Source organism: Brevundimonas sp. M1A4_2e, assembly GCF_053345555.1.
This window is the reverse complement of the sequence record NZ_JBKFAI010000002.1, coordinates 268,691-285,116: the sequence shown is the minus strand read 5'-3', so window position 1 is coordinate 285,116 and position 16,426 is coordinate 268,691. Positions and strand designations below refer to the sequence as shown.

The following is a 16,426-nucleotide window of genomic DNA, read 5'->3' as shown; positions in this document are numbered from 1 at the left end:
CGGTGCGGCCATGTGTTCGACCTGTTGGTGCGGTACGCGTGACCGCTGGCCATAATGCCTTCCGCGAAGCCGGGTCCCGACCAAAAGCACGCGCTCGAGGCGCTCTGGCGCAAGTGGGTTTTCCCGCCTTCCGGTTTCGACCGGCTGTCGCATTACATCCTGTCCGCCCTTCCCAAGTTCGTCGGTCTCCGCGCTAAGCCTCGACCTGTCTCTATGCCGCCAGCGGCTCCCTGTAGCGCTCGCCCGAAGTCATGATCGCCCAGACCATTCGCGCGGTCTTGTTGGCGAGAGCGACGGCTGCAACCTTCGGCGTTCGTCGCGCGAGCAGTTGCACCAACCACGGCCGACGTGTGCCGTTTCGCACCGCGTAGCGCACGACCGCCAAGGCGCCGACGACCAGCATCTGTCGCAGGTATCGATCTCCCTGCTTCGTGATCCCGCCGAGCCGCTCCTTGCCGCCGCTAGAGTTCTGCTTCGGAACGAGGCCGATCCAGGCCGCGAGATTGCGACCGGTTTTGAAGGCCCTTGGATCGGCGATCGTGCCGACCAGAGCGCTGGCCAGCAGCGGGCCTACGCCGGGGATCTCCATCAGCCGGCGCCCGACCTCGGTCGATCGGGCGTTGGTCCGGATCAGTCGATCGGTCTCTAGGACCTGCTCGTTCACCAGCCGCAGCTGCGCGGCGAGCATGGCGAGACACCCCTTCGCCTCGACTGGAACACGCTTGTCAGCGGGGTCGTGGACCACCTCGATCAGCGAGTGCAATCCCTGCCTGCCGACCGCGGCCGCCAGGCCGAACTCCGCCATATGGCTGCGAATCGCGTTGGAGATCTGGATACGCTGCCGGATCAGAATCGACCGGGTCCGATGCAGCACCATTACGCTCTGCTGCTCTGGCGACTTCACCGGCACGAAGCGCATGGTCGGCCGGGTGACCGCCTCGCAGATCGCCTCTGCGTCGGCCATGTCGTTCTTCTGGCGCTTCACATAGGGCTTCACATAGCTCGGCGGCATCAGCCGCACGTCGTGGCCCAGGCCAATCAGTTCGCGGGCCCAGTGATGCGCCGTTCCGCAGGCTTCGATCCCGATCAGACAGGGGGACAGCTTTTCGAAGAACTTCAGCAGCCGCGCTCGCGTCAGCTTCTGTCGAATGATGACGCCGCCCTCAGCATCGACGCCGTGCACCTGAAACACCGACTTCGCGATGTCCAAACCAATCGTGGCTACCTGTCCCATGGCTCTCCTCCAGCTCTGCCGGAGGCCTAACGCCGCCGGTGGGTTGGAGAGCCGTCCACAGCATCATGAGCGGACACTAGGCCACCTGCGGAAAGCGGACATCCCCAGCGTCGATCGGAAGAGGAGAGGATCGTTCCATGAGTCTGCAATCTGAAGGCCGAGGCGACTGTTCGATCATGCGCCCCCCTCATCGAGGGCCTTGAGGCGCTCGCGCAGGACGAGGCCGACCTCGATCTGTCGCTTGATCAGCTCGCCCACGATAGCGACGACCGCCTCGCGGAAGACCCGGTCGGTCCGGATTCGATCGCCCAGGCTGACGATGACGACGTCGATCATCTCGGCCAGGGCCTCGCCGACATTGTCGTGCCGGCTCCAGTACCCCAGGCCGTGCTCCGTCGGGATCGCCGCCGTGATCCAGAGCACCCCGTCCGCGCGAAGAACGGCGCCCGGTCGGCTGGCGAGAAAGCGGGCCAGACCGGCGAGGTTCTCACCGCGACCGGCAAGGTGACCGTCGGCCCAGCGGCGATACAGGTCGGCCATGCCGGTCATGTGCCGGTCCAGATCGGGAAGCTTGGCCAGCATCGTGGGCAGTTCGAACCCGAGCACCTGCCGCAACAGAGCCTCCCGGTCGTACCAGCGGCCCTCCTCCGACCACGGGGGTGCGGTCAGGCCGTAGTCGATCGCGTGACGCCACACCGCCACGAAGCGCGTTGGATCCAGCTCCTCAATCTTGAAGAACAGATGGCTCATGAACAGGCCGATGGCGTGTCGAGCCGGCGGGCCGGCCTCGAGAACGAAGGCCGCGAACCTTAGTCCGTCTGTGCGGGTCACCGACAGGATCGCCAGCCGCTCGATCACCCGTCGCTCGAAATTGAGCGGATAGGCGTAGCTGCGGTCGTCACCCTTGGTCTTCTGCCGCTCCAGGGCGTAGCCCCAGCAGCGCTGCAGCAGGGCGATCTCCTCTTCGCTCTCGCCGACCTCGGCGACCCAGCCGAAATACATCTCGAGGAGGTGGTCGTTGAAAAGCGGCCGCCTCGGCGGCTCGCCGTCCCGCCACCGATTGGGCCGCGATCGACGGCGACGACGATCCTGGTCTAGGCGGGCCACGCGAGTTTGGAGGTCCGAGAAGTGGACCTCGGCCGGGGGCGCGTCGAGCGACCGGGCGCGGAGCCAGCGCATGCGGCGCTCCCATAGCGTCGTCAGGGGCGCATCGCCGCCGAACATGGGGGCGAGCCCGGAGAGGGCGACCCGCCAGGACAGTATCTGCAGCAACCGCGACCAACGTTCCCCCAGCTGCTGGCGGTGACGGCAGGCGACCCCCACCACCACGCCCGCGGCGGCGCCTCCGCCGAGGGCGAGCGCGAGAAGGCTCTCCTCCCAATCGTCCTTATCCGGGTTCGCCGACCATAGCCGGGCGACCGTCCAGGCCGCGATCTCGAGCTCCGGCGCATAGGTTAGCCCGGAGGCGTGCATGGTTTCCCAGGCGACGGGGATATCGAGGGCCCGCCGCCGGATGAGGCCGATGCATCGCCCCCGAAGCTCGGGCCGGGCCCCGGTCCAGTCCGGCGCGAGGGCGAGAAGGACCCCGGCGCACGCCAGATTGATCGCCCGCTGCTCGGCGTCGTCATCCGGCGCGTCCCGCATCAGGCCGGCCGCCCAAACGGCGTCCTCACCACGGATCGGCCCGCCGTTCTTGAGCGCATCGGCGAGATGCCCCACGAGGAACCGTCGGTTCTGATCCTCCGATACCTGGGTGTTATGCGCGTCGATGCGGTCGCTGATCGTCTTGGGCAGGAGAAACTCCAGCCCCCCTTCCGCGGAGACTGCATAGTGGGCGGGATCCACCGCGGCCTTCAGCCAGTCCAGTTCGAGGCCGGCTTTGGCGTCGTCCGGACGCTCCCAGCTCGAGGCGCGGGCCGCTAGCCAGGCGGCGAAGATAGGGTCGACCCGGGCTTCGCCGACGGCCACCGTCGTCAGGGGCTCGAGCCGATAGGCCGCCGTCGCCCAGTCGCGGCAGGCGTCGTGCGCCTCCGCGCCGAACATCATCAGTCGCAAACCATCCAGGGAAAACGGATTCTGCGCCCCCCGGTGGCGATCCCACATATAGATTCGGGGGTCGCCTAAGAGCGGGCGCAGGGCGCCCCGGAAGAGATTCGGTCTGAATTTGCCGACGTTGAGCGCCAGGGCGAGAAAGGCCACCGACCGGCCGTCTTTCAGAAGGGAGTCCAGCACGGGGCTGATGTCCTCATTCTGCTCCAGGCGGACGCACAGCCATTTCTCGAGCGCGGCGAAAAGATTGCTGAGCTGCCCCGCGCCCTCTCCCCCGCTCCATTGCAGGACCTCGAAATCGCCGGGGTAGGCCCGCGCCTCCCCGTCGAAGTCGATCGTGACGGGCTCCGGGACGCCCTCCTCGAAGCGGCGCTGCTCTTCCGTCCATCGCTCCATGCAGAAGTCGATCAGCCGAATCGCGGCCTCCAGGGCCACCTCCGGCGCGATCATCAGGAAGGCGAAGAATGGGCTGCGGAGCGGGGGCGGAAGCGGTCCGTCATCGGCTTCGTATTCGAGGCCCCAGCGCTCGGTCAGGCCCGACCGGTCCGACCGTTCGCGCGGCTGGTCTTCGATGAGCAGCGCCAGAAGCGCCTCCGCCGCCGCTTCGGGGCGGCTCCTCATGAGGCCGGTCAGTCCGCCATCCCGGACGCAGACCCGTCTGAAATCATGATCGATCCGGCCTGAGGCGCCCAGCGGCCAGGGCGGAAGGTCGCGTTCCAGCAAGAACGGAAACCGTTCGGCCCGATGACCTCGTCGGTCGAGCCTCTCCTGCTTGAAGACGGGGTCGGCCCGCATGCGGGCCTTGGTCTCCTGCCAGCGACGACGCCGTCGCACCGCGACGCCTCGGACGACGGCGTCGGACGCCGGTCGCCGCTCCGCCATTTCCAGCACCCAGGCGGCCACTTCATCGGGGATGTCTTCCGCCCCCTTGAGGGCCGCCTGGAATAGCTCGCGCGCACCCCCTTCGGCGAAGATGACATTGGCCGTCTTGGCGATCTGGACCTCGCGCGCCGAGGCTAGGGCGAGACGAGCGAGGGATTGGCGATAGGGAAAGGCTTGCCCCTCCCCGTAGGTCAGGGGCGTGGCGGTCAGCCAAGTCTGGCAGACCGTGGTCGCCGCGGGCGACATCAAGCTGGCGATGGCCTCGGAATGGGCCTCAAGGAAGCGCGCGACCGGATCCCAGCGTCCGATTATCGGCCGGCGGTAGCGGGCCTCCATATAGAGTCGGACCGCCGGCTCGATGGCCGCGGACGCCGGCGCCGCCGCGGTCGTGGCCACGTGATGGAACCGCCGCAACAGGCGGTTCAAGCGCTTGCCGTCATCCGCCAGCAGCGTCTCGGCTCGCTCCTCAAGGAAGCGATCGGCGTGAGGATCCAGCGCCAGAGCGTCCAGAAGCACGTCGACGGCGGCCGTCTGACCCGCTGCTTCGGCAGCCTCGAGCATCACATCCCAAGCGCTCCGGTCGTCCCGCGGACGCCGCAGCAGATCCTGGGCCATGAGCCGAAGCGCATTGACCCACATCGGATGGGCGGCGAGCGTCGCCCAGTGGTCGAGCTGCTCGGCCTCTTCCTTCAGCTTCTGAAAGCGGGCCCAGTCAGCGACGAGGTCGTGGCCGAAGCGATAGCGGTTGTCCGGTCCGCGCAGCAGCGGCAGGAGGGCGGGCGTCTGCTCGAGCGCCTGCTGGTCGTGGGCCGCCATGGCGCTCAGTGCGAAACTGCGCTCGAACTCGGCTTCGCGCTCGGCGAGGCGGATGACCAAGCCTTGGATGGCGACCCGGCCCGCCGTCCACCGCCGCCAGAGATGATCCGCGACGGCGGTGTGGGAGACGAAAGCGCCGGGAGGAGCGGTCGCGCCGGCCTCGATCACCCAGCCGAGTACGCGCGGATTGGTCAGGGCGACGAGAAGGGACGGGTCGGACGACAGCCATCCGAACTCGCGCCGGGTCGTCAGGAGGCTCTGCACGTCCTGCACCTTGAGGGGTTCGACCTCCACGACGACTGGGTCACGCCGGCCCATGACGGAGCGTCGCGTCAGGGCGTCGCCGTCCGCCTGGGTGATGAGGATGACGCGCCAGGCGGCGTCGGCCGTCAGGTCGTCCAGCACGCGCTGGAGGGCCGGGAGGCGGCCGCCGTCCAGCTTCTCCACCGCATCGAGCACGAGGACATTCGCGGGCGAGGCGCTCGTCTTCAGGAGATCCGCGAGAGGCGTGCGCAGTCCGCGCGCCGCCCGGCCGGCCTCGGTCAGCAGGTCGGCGAGGGTTTCGGATCCCAGCCAAATCTGACGCCGGTCTGGGAGCCGTTGATCGAGCGTCGACTTGACCAGGGCGGACTTGCCGGCCCCGGAGTCGCCGTAGACATGCAGATCCCGGTCGCCGGTCAGCGCCTCTGCGACCTTCAAGGCGAGCGCGTCTCTCGGCAGGGTCAGGCCGAGGGGCAGGGTCGTTTCGCAGGCGTCCCGCTGATCGCGGCTCAGCGCCTCCAGCCTCGACCAGTCCGCGACCCGGTCCGGATGGTCCCGAAGCACGAAGTCGACGGCCAGCCCGCGCCAGACCTCATCGACCCGCAGGATACCGGTCCCCAGGCGTGCGGCCCGCGCCCGATCGACCAGCGCGGTCCAGAGGCGTTCGGCCTCCGCCGGACGGCCATCGACAAGGGCCTGCTGGCATTTGAGCACCGCCGCCGCGCGATCGCGGGAGTTGGCCTGCAGGAGATCGAGCTGGGTGACATCGATCCGCTCGAGCCTCTCGAGAAGTGACCCATCAGACAGGATCCCCGGGGCTGTCGCGCCTTCCTCCGACAAGCTTTTCAGGAGGCTATACGGACGGGCTTCGGCCCGGATGCGGGCGAGGGTGAAGTCCGGATCGTCCGCGCTTCGCCAGGCCCGGAGGTCGCTCCAGGCGGCGATGAAGTCGGCGTGGGCGCGCTGCGAGACGTGGACGAGGAGATCCCTCGCACGATCGAACGGGCCGGGCTCGGCCCATTGGGCGCGCACATCGGTGACGAACTCGGCGGGGAGCCGGTCGCGACCGACGTTGACGCCGCTCTTGCACGACAGGGCGGCGTGCTCGCCCTCGACCGTCGTGATCAGGAGATCGTCGACGAACCAGCCGCTCGCGCGGGTCTGGAAGTGGATCGACCGCGTTGCCACCTTCAAGCCCAGCGGCCTTTCGCCGACCAAGGTCCCGGCCAAGAATGCGGCAGCCACCAGGTCTTCATAGCTGTAACCCCAGCCGCTGGTGGATCGGTTCGAGGCCGGCCTACGCGGGGCTCTGGCTTGTCCGGACCGCGCCAATCTAGCCGGGCTCCTCGCCGGCCTCGCGCCGAAGGGGCCAAATCGCGCGCAGCCACCCGCTCTGAGCGCGGGTCTCATCGACGGTTTCGAGAACAGCTTCGATTCGGCCAACGTCGGTCATGCATCGACCATACCCAGATGCGTCGCCGATTTCATGTCCAGGACTGCTCCTCCCCGCGACCGGTCGCCATTTGCCTATCCAAGTGGACGGGGAGGTTGTCGGAGCGCGCGTCGCCAAGCTCTGAGGCGCGAGATCGTGCGGCGGCGTGAGATTATCGCGGCCTAAACCGGGCGCACAGGCGCGGGTAGCCTCTTCAGCCATCGTCAGAACCTGGGCGCGCAGCTCCGCGGTCTTGAACAGAAGCCCCCGTTCACCGCGCCGCATTCCGCCCCGATCGACTGGACGGCCTCCTCGATGGCGAGCGACCAGAACGGATCCCAATAGGGGAGCCCGACCGGATTGCGACGCCTCAGCGGCAAGCGGTGGACGAAGGGCGCGAGGAAGACGCCGGCTTCGGCGCGTATGCGGGACCTGACCGGTGCGTCGATCGAATTGTTCCCGAACAGAAGTCGTTTGCTCGCGCTCATCATCCACCCCTAAGCTTATGCCGCAGCGGTTGCGGGGGGAAGGGATCAGGATCATGGCTCAAGGCGCATTCGGCAACCGGCGCGCGTGGGGGCTATGCAATGTCACCCATTCGGCGCGCCTAGATATAGTCGCCGAAGGCCTCCCGATCATTCTTGACAGCGCCGAAGGCTTCCGCGCCGCCGCGATCATGCTGGATGAACAGGGGCGCCGTCGGGAGGCCTCGGTCCTTGACGGCTTCGCCCTCGAGGAGGCGGCAAAGGTTCTCATCCTCTTGGATCTGGCGCGATGTCCCCGGCGATTGACGGGAAAGCGGTGCGGATCGATCGTGCGCACCTTCTATGGCCACCTCGGGCGGCTGATCTACGCCGACGCCCAGGCCTGGCGGCCTTCCACGGTCAAGGAGTTGCGCACCTATGTGGACAGCGCCCGCAAGTCGCACAGTCTGGAAGGCTATGTCGGCGAATATATCGTACCGAACTGGAGCACCTATTTTCGCGAGTCCGCACTATATGCGGACATCGAAAGCGACGAGCAGGGGGCGCTCAGCTGGAATAGGCCCGCCGCCCTCACCTCGGCTTGGTCGCGGTTCGAGCCTCCCGCTCTGCTGTTGGCCCGCGCGCTGAGGGATCTGGGCCTGTTCGCACGTGCGAGCCTTGAGATCGTGAGCGAGGAATGGAGCGCGCTGGACTTCGTCGACGGCGAGGGGGCCGAGGAGGCGACCCGGCTGACCCGGGCCGTCCTCGAACGCATGCTCGCGGCCGGCCTCGTGCCCGACACGGCGACGGACGATCAGGCCCAACTGCTGCTGCATCGCTGGCAATTGCCGATGTACGATTTGGATTTCCGCGAGTTGGAGGTCCCCCTCGAAACGCTCGCGGCGGAACGTGAAGCCGCCCTTTGGGCGGAAGCCGGCTACGGGCCTCGAGACTACTGACGGGCCTTGGCGGTAAGACTTGGTGATCGATCCGGCGCCATTCGGACGACACGGATGCGGTTAAACGCGGTCGGCGAGGGAAAAGTGAAGAAACAGGAGCCGCGCGATCATCATTACGTCCCGCAGTTCTATCTGAGGAATTTCGCGAGCGACGCGGAGCGGCGGAAGATCGCGACCGTGGCCAAGAACGGCCATCTCGCCGTCTGGTCCGTACGGTCGATCCGGGGCTTGGGTTATGAACAGGACCTCTATGTTCATGAGCGGAACGGGGTCCCCGTTTCCGTGGAAGCCCGGATCAACTGGCGTCTGGAGACACCGCTGTCTTCAAGCGAAACTTGGCGCAAGATCTCCAGCGGCAGGACCGAGGCTCTGGACCGGACCGATCGACCGGTCCTCTACGCCCTGATCCGCCACCTTCAGTCCCGCACGCCGCACGCACGCGACACCGTGCGTCGCCTGTCACACATGGCCGCTTCGCCGGACAGCGAAATCCCGTTCACCGATGAGGAGCGGCGCATGTACGCCGCGATCCGGCGCAGCCCTGACGCCTATATGAACGCGATGGCGTCCACGCTGGAATGGACGGTTCGCGAGTTCGAAAGCTGCGGCATCTCGATCTTCCGGTCTCCGATCCCATTGCGGACGGCCACGACGCCGGTTCTAGCGGTGACCGCGCCGGAGCACCCCGCGCTGGCGCTGAACCTGCCCGGGATAACGCCTTTCACTTTCGTCCTGCCGCTGGATCCCCACACCTTGGCCGTGCTCGCCCTCGGTGATTTCGACGGCCATTTCGGCAACCGTGAAATCTCCGCCCTCGAAGCCCAAGGCTACAATCAACAGTATCTCGGGCAGTTCGCCTTCTTCCCGATGATCCGCCACCTAATCACTGGTCGCGAAGCGCTCGTAGCCGCGATGACCTGGGCACCCTATGACCTCGTGGAACAGGACGACCGCAAGATCGTCTTCCGTCGTCGCCTCGCCCCCGGCTGAGACGGCGCCGGCCAGCCCCGCACCTCTGCCCTGTCCTTGCCGATTGTGTGAGGCTGCCCCGCGCCAGACGATCAGGATCGCCCGGCCTCAGCGGGCTGCGGCTCTCAAGCGCTCGTCGAGCCGGCGGTATTCATTCGCCCCGGTGATATCCGGTGCCGCGGCTCCCAAACGGTCCAGGATGTTCCTGAGCTCATCGACCATCCAGATCTGATTGATGTCCATGATCCTGTCGAGGAGCGTCAGCGTTTCCCGAGGGTGCCGGTCGGGGTGGGCGGAGGCGGCGAGTTCATGCAGGACCATGTCAGCGCTGCCCCGGATGAGATGAGTCGAAAGCGCCTGCAGGGCCTGAGGAAACGCCTCGTCTAGGGCGACGATCGCCCGCGCGAACTGGGCGGCGACGCCTCTGCCGTCAGGATCAGGCTCTGGCGGCCAGACCCGGGCGAGCCAGGGACCGACCCGTTCGACCCAGGCGTCGTCCGCAGAGGGTTCGTCTGCCGCGCCGCCCGCGAGGTCGCGTAGATAATGGGCGATCCAGGCGGCCGCTTCATACCTCAGACGCTCCGGCATCGCGCGGATAGCATCACGAGCAGCGTCTCGCGGCAGTTCGTCGAGGCCGAACTCCACGCCGACCAGCATCAGCATCGCCGCGAGTTGCGTCCCCGCCGTCCCCAGACCCAGCAAGCGCTCGCGCGTGAAGGAGGGCAGGAAATAGGGTTTGAGCGCTTGCCAGAGGCGCTCATCGATACGCGGCTGCCAGCCGAACCCCTGCCAGGCGGCGGTCGCCTCCATCTCATCGCGCCAGTCGAACAGCGGGAGGAGATGCGCGCGGGTCCAATCTGGGTCGACCGCATAGAGATAGGACAGGCGCGAGGCGGCGATCACCCGCGCCGGCCGATGCTCCGGCTCGGCCGTGGTCAGCAGTCGCATCAGGCGCGGCCGGGCGTCCTGCGGAATCCCCTGCCCCACCTTGAGGGCTCGGCCGAACAATGCGTCGAAGAAGGCCGAGGCCAGGGAGCCCATGGAGCGGTTGATCGCCAGACCGACCCATCCGCCGCCTTCTGGCGTTTCGGCATTGTCCGGATCCCGGGAGGCGGCGGCAAGAACGCGATCGAAGACGGCCCAGAAGGGATCGTCCGCGCCCGGAGCGGGCCGCGACTTGGCCGCGACCGCCAGAACATCGGCGGCGGCCCGCGCCACATCGGCCTGGTTCAGAAGCTCGTCCGGCAGGCCGAGTAGCAGGAGCAGCAGGCGATCTCGTGTGTCCGGCGCTCGCGCCTGGTCGCGCACGCCCCAAAGGCCGTGAACCCAGATGTCGGCCTGGTCGGCGTCGGTCGGCGTGAGCTGGAGGACGTCGAGGGCCTTGGCCGGGTCCTGCGCGGCCAGGTCCCGCCAGATCTCCAACCGGCCTTCGCGGTCGTCTCCCGCCTCTCTGAGTTGGATCGCCAAGGCTGCGGGCTCCAGCCGGGCGAGATCGTCCACTGTGAAGCGGGTGTCCGGACCGACGCGGAACTCCATCCAGGTGGAGAAGTCGGCGCGTTCGCCTTCGGCGACTTCCCATTCGGGGTAGAGGGCGTGCAGACGCCTTGCCTCGGCCTCGAGCGCGGGGGTCAGCGGCGGCTCGCCGAGACGCTGCAAGATCGACAGCCGATCGTAAATGCGGCGATCGCGCGAGGCCGTGCGCCGATCCTCATCCAGCCGCGCCAGCAACGCCTCGGGCGGACCCGCGACCAGAAGCCTCGACACCGCCTCTCGCGCGGCGTCGTCGCCCTGGCTCCACATTCGACGAAGCAGGTCCATCACCTCCTTGCGGGCGCCTGAACTCCACAGCAGCGGGATGTCAGTCATGGGCCAACAGCTCCAGGCGCTCGGCGTCCGAGAAGTGATCGCTGTGCGCCATCGCCGCGACCCTCAGGCGCCGGAACGCGAGGTAGGGGATGGTTCGCCACCGAGCCACATAATGTCTCCCGAGGTCCGGCTCGTGCTCGTCCAGATAGACCCATCCGCGCCAGAGCAGATCGAACAGCGAGGTCCATCGATCGTGGTTCCGGTTCTGATCGTGAGGGACGACGGACGGGCGCTGATAGAGGCTGGGGTCCGTGGCGAGCGTCGCCTGGTCGGCGGCCGCATAGACATCCAGAACAGCGGTCAGGGCGTGGGTGAGGTCGGGCATCAGACCCGCCCAGAACCGCTCCGCTTCAGGCCGGCGATCCACGATCTCGATTAGACCCGCCACATGGTCTTCATCGGCCAGCTTGACCTCGCCTTCCGCGACGCCACGGAACCGGTCGCCGAAGGTTTCGGGATCGTCGTCAGCTGTACGGACGCGACGCATCAAAGAGACGTCCAAGTCCAGCACCGGGCGCAAGGCCGACTGGATCTCGAGTCGGAGCCAGGCTGGCTCCGCTCCGGTCGCGATCGCGGCGGTGGCGACCCCGCCCGGATGTTCCATCGCGTGGGCGAAGGTCCACTCCCCCTCGGACGAGACGATGCGCCAGAAACGCTGGAGGCCGTCCGGGAGCGCAGGATCGGCCGCGAGGCGGCGTCTAATGGCCTGACGAAGCTGAGGATGCAGCCGTCGGTTCGCGCGGAGCTTGGCGATGACCCGGTCGACGAACCCCTCGCTGCGCAGGAGCCTGACGAGCCACGGGATCAGATTGCGGCTTACGGAAGGCAGGACGGTGTTGCGATGATCCTCGACCACGGGGAACAAGGGGTCGATATGCAGGATCGGCGACGCGGGCGCCGCCCGGTCCGCCTCTCGCGCCGCCTCGAGTCGCCCCTCGTGGGCCTCCAGGCTGTCGCGATCGCGAGCTTCGAAGGCGTCGAACCATTCAATCGGTGGCGGGACATCCGGCGTGACCCCGCCAGGATCGGGCTCGCCGACCGCGGCGAAGGTGCGCGCACCGTGCCCGTCGTCCCCGGCGCGTCCAGCGACCGCCCAGAGCAGATTGTCCGTGTCGGTGGGCGCGATGCGGTCCGGCCTGAAGGGCGCGATGCGGCGGATCAGAGCCGTGGTATTGGCCAGATAGTCGGCCCGCGCCTCGGCCCAGGCGACCAGCGTGTCCTTGAGCAGCCGGTGATGGCGGGCCTGGTTGTAGAAGATCGGCTCGAGCTTGCGGTCGGTGAAGGGCTGCCGAGAGGGAGGTGTTCGCCCCTTATAAGGCGTGAAGATATAGGCCGGGCCTCTTGCGCTAACGACGCGGGCCACCTCATCCTCGGCCGCGAAGGCGTCGGTCATGTAGCGAAGGACCGGATCGTTCAGACTGTACCCGATGAAGAGAACGGTGAAGTCGGCGAATAGCCGTGCCACGAAGCGCGCGGCCCAGGCCTCCGTCAGATAAGCCCGACCGAAGTCTGCGCTTGTGAGGACGAGATCTGTGTTCGGGGCGGCCCCCAGGCGACCATGTAGATAGACCAGGCTGCGCCAGCTGGCCGTGCGATCGTTGCGCGGAATGGGGAGGATCGGCCCTGCGTGGTAGTCCTCCCCCAGTCGCAGCCCCGTCGCCGCGTGTTCGAACAAATGGTCGAAGTTGGTGGTGATCAACCGCATGCCGTCGGAGCGGCGCAGGCGGGCGAGGGCGAGAATGGCCCGATGCATGTCAAGGTCGCGAGCCGGCTGGGAGAGCCGTTCGACGACTCTCTCCCTTACGCGCGCCGGGCTCACCCGGCTCTCCAGAAAGCCGAGGAGGCGGTCGGGCCAATCCCAGTCCTTGTGACGCGGGCCTGGCGGGACCTGGCCCAGCTCCGCGAAGCAGTATTCGACCAGTCCCCGGTAGTCCGGTAGCCCGGCGCCCATGGAGATGCCGGCGCCGCAAAAGATCACGACGCGATCGTCCTCTAGGTCCTGGACGAGGCTGTCCGGAACGACGGGGCCATGGCGGACGAATTGGGGCACGCGGTGCGGTTCCGAGATGACAGCGAACTGCTAAGGTGGTGGAGCAATTGCAGCTCTACCTCAAGAGGTATGCGGCCGGACTGCACCTTGTACGAAAATGGACATCGCCAACCGCTGCAAAGAGTCAGAACCGGCCGCTTCGAGGCTTGGCGCGAAATTGCGATCGGCTCTCATGTTGAGCCACTTCTAACTGGTTTTGAGCCAGTTCTAACTGGTTTTGAGCCAGTTCTAAGTGGTCCCGACAGAGGGGTGGCGACCCCGGGAGGACTCCAACCTCCGACCTCGGCTTTAGGAAAGCCTTGCTCTATGCAGCTGAGCTACGGGGCCACGCGCGTCTGCCTAAAGGAGGTTGAGGCGTCAGGGAAGCCCCTGCGAAAACGGATCGCTCGGCGACGATCGCGCCACGGTTGGCCGTTGTGGTTAAGGCGCGTTAAGCTACTATCCCTAGTAGGGAACAAAGCCTGAATCGGTGGACGTCGCCGATTCGATCATGATTCGTTTCGCCCGTGTTCCAGGGCGCGGTAAGGTTCCGCTTACGATTCCTCGCCCCCGCTTTCTTCCTGTCGGCCCCGCTTGTGCAAGCGGGCGGGGTTCGCCACCTTGGGCGGGTCATGAGCGATCGGTCCGCAGGCATGGCTCCATCGCGCGTCACGGCGATCCTGGGCCCCACCAACACTGGCAAGACCCACCTGGCGGTGGAGCGGATGCTGGGCCATGGCTCGGGCATGATCGGCCTGCCGCTGCGGCTGCTGGCGCGCGAGATCTATGAGCGGATCGTCAAGCGGCGCGGGGCGGCCTGCGTCGCCCTGATCACGGGCGAGGAGAAGATCGTCCCGCCCCGACCCGCCTTCTTCGTCTGCACGGTCGAGGCCATGCCGCTGGAGCGGTCGGTCGACTTCCTGGCGGTGGACGAGATCCAGCTGGTCGCCGACCCCGAGCGCGGCCACGTCTTTACGCAAAGGCTGCTGCACGCGCGCGGGCGGTTCGAGACCATGTTCCTGGGCGCCGGGACGATGGCGCCGCTGATGCGGTCGCTGGTTCCGGATGCGGAGATCGTGACCCGCGACCGTCTGTCGACGCTGTCTTACGCCGGGTCGAAGAAGCTGACCCGCCTGCCTCGCCGCAGCGCCGTCGTCGCCTTTTCGACCGAGCAGGTCTACGCCATCGCCGAGTTGCTGCGCCGTCAGAGGGGCGGGGCGGCCGTAGTCATGGGCTCGCTGTCCCCCCGCACCCGCAACGCCCAGGTCGAGCTGTTCCAGTCTGGCGAGGTGGACTTCCTGGTCGCCACCGACGCCATCGGCATGGGGCTGAACATGGACGTGGACCATGTGGCCTTTGCGGGCCTGCGGAAGTTCGACGGGCGGCGCACGCGCTGGCTGCACGCCGCCGAGATCGGCCAGATCGCGGGGCGGGCCGGGCGGCACCTGCGCGACGGGACCTTCGGCGTCACGGGCGAGGCGGAAGAGCTGGACGAGGACCTGGTCGAACAGGTGGTCGAGCATCGCTTCGATCCGGTCGAGGCGGCCGAGTGGCGCAGCGGGCGGCTGGATTTCGACACCCTGCCCGACCTGTTGCGCTCGCTGACGGTCACGCCAGACCGTCATGGACTGCGGCTGACGGCCCAGGCGCTGGACGAAACCCTGCTGCGGCGCTTTGCGGTCGATGAGGACGTCAGGAAGATCGCCCGCTCGCGCGGCGCCCTGATGCGTTTGTGGGAGGCATGCCAGCTGCCGGACTTCCAGAAGACGACGCTGGACGAGCACGCCCGCCTGTCGAAGGAGATCTTTACCGCCCTGACCAGCCGACGCGGTCGGCTGACCGAGGACTGGGTGGCGCCGCGTTTCAACGACCTGGACCGCGACGACGGCCAGATCGACCAGCTTTCGGCCCGGCTGTCGGGGGTGCGGACGCTGAGCTACATCGCCAACCGGCCCGACTGGATGGCGGGCGCGCAGGAGTGGCGCGACAAGACCAAGGCGCTGGAGGAGCGGCTTAGCGACGTGCTGCACGAGCGGCTGACGGCGCGCTTCGTCGACCGGCGCACGGCGGCCCTGATGCGGGCGCTGCATGTGCGCTCGGACGTGCTGGCGGGCGTGGCTGACGACGGCGAGGTGACGGTCGAGGGCGAGGTGGTCGGGCATCTGGACGGGGTGCGCTTCACCGTCGACGCGGGCGGATCGGCCCTGGCCGACCGGGCGCTGCGGCAGGCGGCGACGCGGGCCGTGGGGCCCGAGGTCGCGCGGCGGCTGGGACGACTGGCGGCAGACGAGGACGCGGCCTTCGGCGTCACACCCGACGGCGGAGTTCTGTGGACCGGGGCCCTGACCGGCCGCATCGTCAATGAAGACCCCTTCTCGCCGCGCGTGCGGCTGCTGGGCGAACTGGGGCCGGCGCCTGCGCGCGAGCGGGCCGAGCGGCGCATGGAGGCCTGGCTGGCGGGCGAGGCCGGACGCGCGCTGAAGCCGCTGAAACGGCTGCGCCATGCGATCGAGAGCGGCGCCCTGACCGGCCTGCCGCGCGGCCTGGCCTTCCGCCTGATGGAGGCGGGGGGCCTGATCCCGCGGCGCGAGGTCGAGCGCGACCTGGCGGCGCTGAGCCAGCACGAGCGGCGCACGCTGAAGACCTTCGCCATCCGCGTCGGCGCCCATTCGGTCTGGCTGCCGGGCGTGACGAAGCCGCGCGGCGCGGCGCTGGCCCAGGCCTTTCTGCCGCGCGAGGCGGCCAACGGTCTGGCCGGCGAGGGCCTGCTGCCCCTGCCGGAGCCGGCGCCCTCAGCGCGCGCTCTGTCCGCCTTCGGCCGACGCGCGGTCGACCGCTGGACAGCGCCGGTCGAGGCGCTGGAAGCTTTCGCTGACGCCGCGCGGGCGGCTGGCAAGGAGCCGCTGTCAGCAGAAGCGTTGAATGCGCTCGGCTGGACGGCGGATCAGGCCAAGGCGATCCAGGCCGCCCTGCGCACGCCGCGCGCCGAACGGGCGCCGCGCCCCGGCACGCCCATGCCGCCGCCCAAGGATTCGCCCTTCGCCGCCCTCGCCCAGCTGACCCAGCCGGCGCGCCCGGCCCCCTCAGCCACGCCCAAGACGGCGCGCAGACCCCGGCGACGCCCCCGCAGAGCGGCGGCCGGCAAGACCGCCGAATGAGCGTGGAGAGCTGTCGCATCGACCTCTGGCTGTGGCGGGCGCGCTTCGCCAAGACCCGCAGCCTGGCCGCCTCTATGGTCGAGAAGGGCGCGATCCGCCTCACGCACAACGGCGTCCAGACGCGCCTCGACAAGCCGAGCCGCAGCGTTCACCCCGGCGACGAGGTGCTGTTCGCCCAGGGCGGGCGGCTGGTCGCCGTGCGCGTGGTGCAGACGGGCGAAAGGCGCGGCCCGCCAGAGGAAGCGCGTGCTCTGTATGAGGCGCTGGACTAACCCCTCTCCTCCCCATGCAATGGGGAGGTGGATCG

Annotated in this window: 8 protein-coding genes and 1 tRNA gene; 4 read left to right on the top strand and 5 right to left on the bottom strand. The window is 68.1% G+C overall.

What is annotated here, in order from left to right:
* Positions 1 to 211 precede the first annotated feature (211 nt).
* Positions 212 to 1,234 carry an IS110 family transposase gene (locus tag ACLBV5_RS05970; protein WP_278069491.1) on the bottom strand — a complete coding sequence of 341 codons (1,023 nt, stop codon included), beginning with the start codon at positions 1,232 to 1,234 and terminating at the stop codon, positions 212 to 214.
* A 174-nt stretch (positions 1,235 to 1,408) separates the two neighbouring features.
* Positions 1,409 to 6,487: a hypothetical protein gene (locus tag ACLBV5_RS05965; protein ID WP_447605101.1), complete on the bottom strand. Its 5,079-nt coding sequence runs from the start codon at positions 6,485 to 6,487 to the stop codon at positions 1,409 to 1,411.
* Between the two features lie 728 nt (positions 6,488 to 7,215).
* Between ACLBV5_RS05965 and ACLBV5_RS05960 the strand changes: the two genes are divergently transcribed.
* Positions 7,216 to 8,097, top strand: a complete 882-nt coding sequence (locus ACLBV5_RS05960) for a hypothetical protein (RefSeq protein WP_447605100.1) — start codon at positions 7,216 to 7,218, stop codon at positions 8,095 to 8,097.
* A gap of 54 nt (positions 8,098 to 8,151) precedes the next feature.
* A complete protein-coding gene (locus ACLBV5_RS05955; RefSeq protein ID WP_447605099.1) occupies positions 8,152 to 9,087 on the top strand; it encodes a DUF4238 domain-containing protein in 936 nt (311 codons plus the stop codon).
* A gap of 87 nt (positions 9,088 to 9,174) precedes the next feature.
* On the opposite strand, the gene ACLBV5_RS05950 is transcribed toward ACLBV5_RS05955, so the two are convergent.
* The 3 genes from ACLBV5_RS05950 to ACLBV5_RS05940 all read right to left on the bottom strand — a co-directional run bounded on the left by ACLBV5_RS05950 (position 9,175) and on the right by ACLBV5_RS05940 (position 13,309).
* A complete protein-coding gene (locus ACLBV5_RS05950) occupies positions 9,175 to 10,884 on the bottom strand; it encodes a hypothetical protein (RefSeq protein WP_447605098.1) in 1,710 nt (569 codons plus the stop codon).
* 40 nt (positions 10,885 to 10,924) lie between these two features.
* Positions 10,925 to 12,982 (bottom strand): SIR2 family protein, encoded by a 2,058-nt coding sequence (locus ACLBV5_RS05945; protein WP_447605097.1) that lies wholly within the window; start codon positions 12,980 to 12,982, stop codon positions 10,925 to 10,927.
* A 250-nt stretch (positions 12,983 to 13,232) separates the two neighbouring features.
* Positions 13,233 to 13,309, bottom strand: a tRNA-Arg gene (locus ACLBV5_RS05940).
* A 284-nt stretch (positions 13,310 to 13,593) separates the two neighbouring features.
* Here ACLBV5_RS05940 and ACLBV5_RS05935 point away from each other — a divergent pair.
* Positions 13,594 to 16,119 carry a helicase-related protein gene (locus ACLBV5_RS05935; RefSeq protein WP_447605096.1) on the top strand — a complete coding sequence of 842 codons (2,526 nt, stop codon included), beginning with the start codon at positions 13,594 to 13,596 and terminating at the stop codon, positions 16,117 to 16,119.
* Positions 16,116 to 16,391, top strand: coding sequence for an RNA-binding S4 domain-containing protein (locus ACLBV5_RS05930; RefSeq protein WP_025978492.1), 276 nt, complete (start codon positions 16,116 to 16,118; stop codon positions 16,389 to 16,391). Before ACLBV5_RS05935 ends, ACLBV5_RS05930 begins: the two co-directional genes overlap by 4 nt.
* Positions 16,392 to 16,426: the final 35 nt, after the last annotated feature.

Coding starts and splice junctions, on each gene's coding strand:
- ACLBV5_RS05970 (WP_278069491.1), bottom strand. CDS start 1,234: ATGGGACAGGTAGCCACGATTGGTTTGGACATCGCGAAGTCGGTGTTT.
- ACLBV5_RS05960 (WP_447605100.1), top strand. CDS start 7,216: ATGGCTCAAGGCGCATTCGGCAACCGGCGCGCGTGGGGGCTATGCAAT.
- ACLBV5_RS05955 (WP_447605099.1), top strand. CDS start 8,152: ATGCGGTTAAACGCGGTCGGCGAGGGAAAAGTGAAGAAACAGGAGCCG.
- ACLBV5_RS05950 (WP_447605098.1), bottom strand. CDS start 10,884: ATGGACCTGCTTCGTCGAATGTGGAGCCAGGGCGACGACGCCGCGCGA.
- ACLBV5_RS05935 (WP_447605096.1), top strand. CDS start 13,594: ATGAGCGATCGGTCCGCAGGCATGGCTCCATCGCGCGTCACGGCGATC.
- ACLBV5_RS05930 (WP_025978492.1), top strand. CDS start 16,116: ATGAGCGTGGAGAGCTGTCGCATCGACCTCTGGCTGTGGCGGGCGCGC.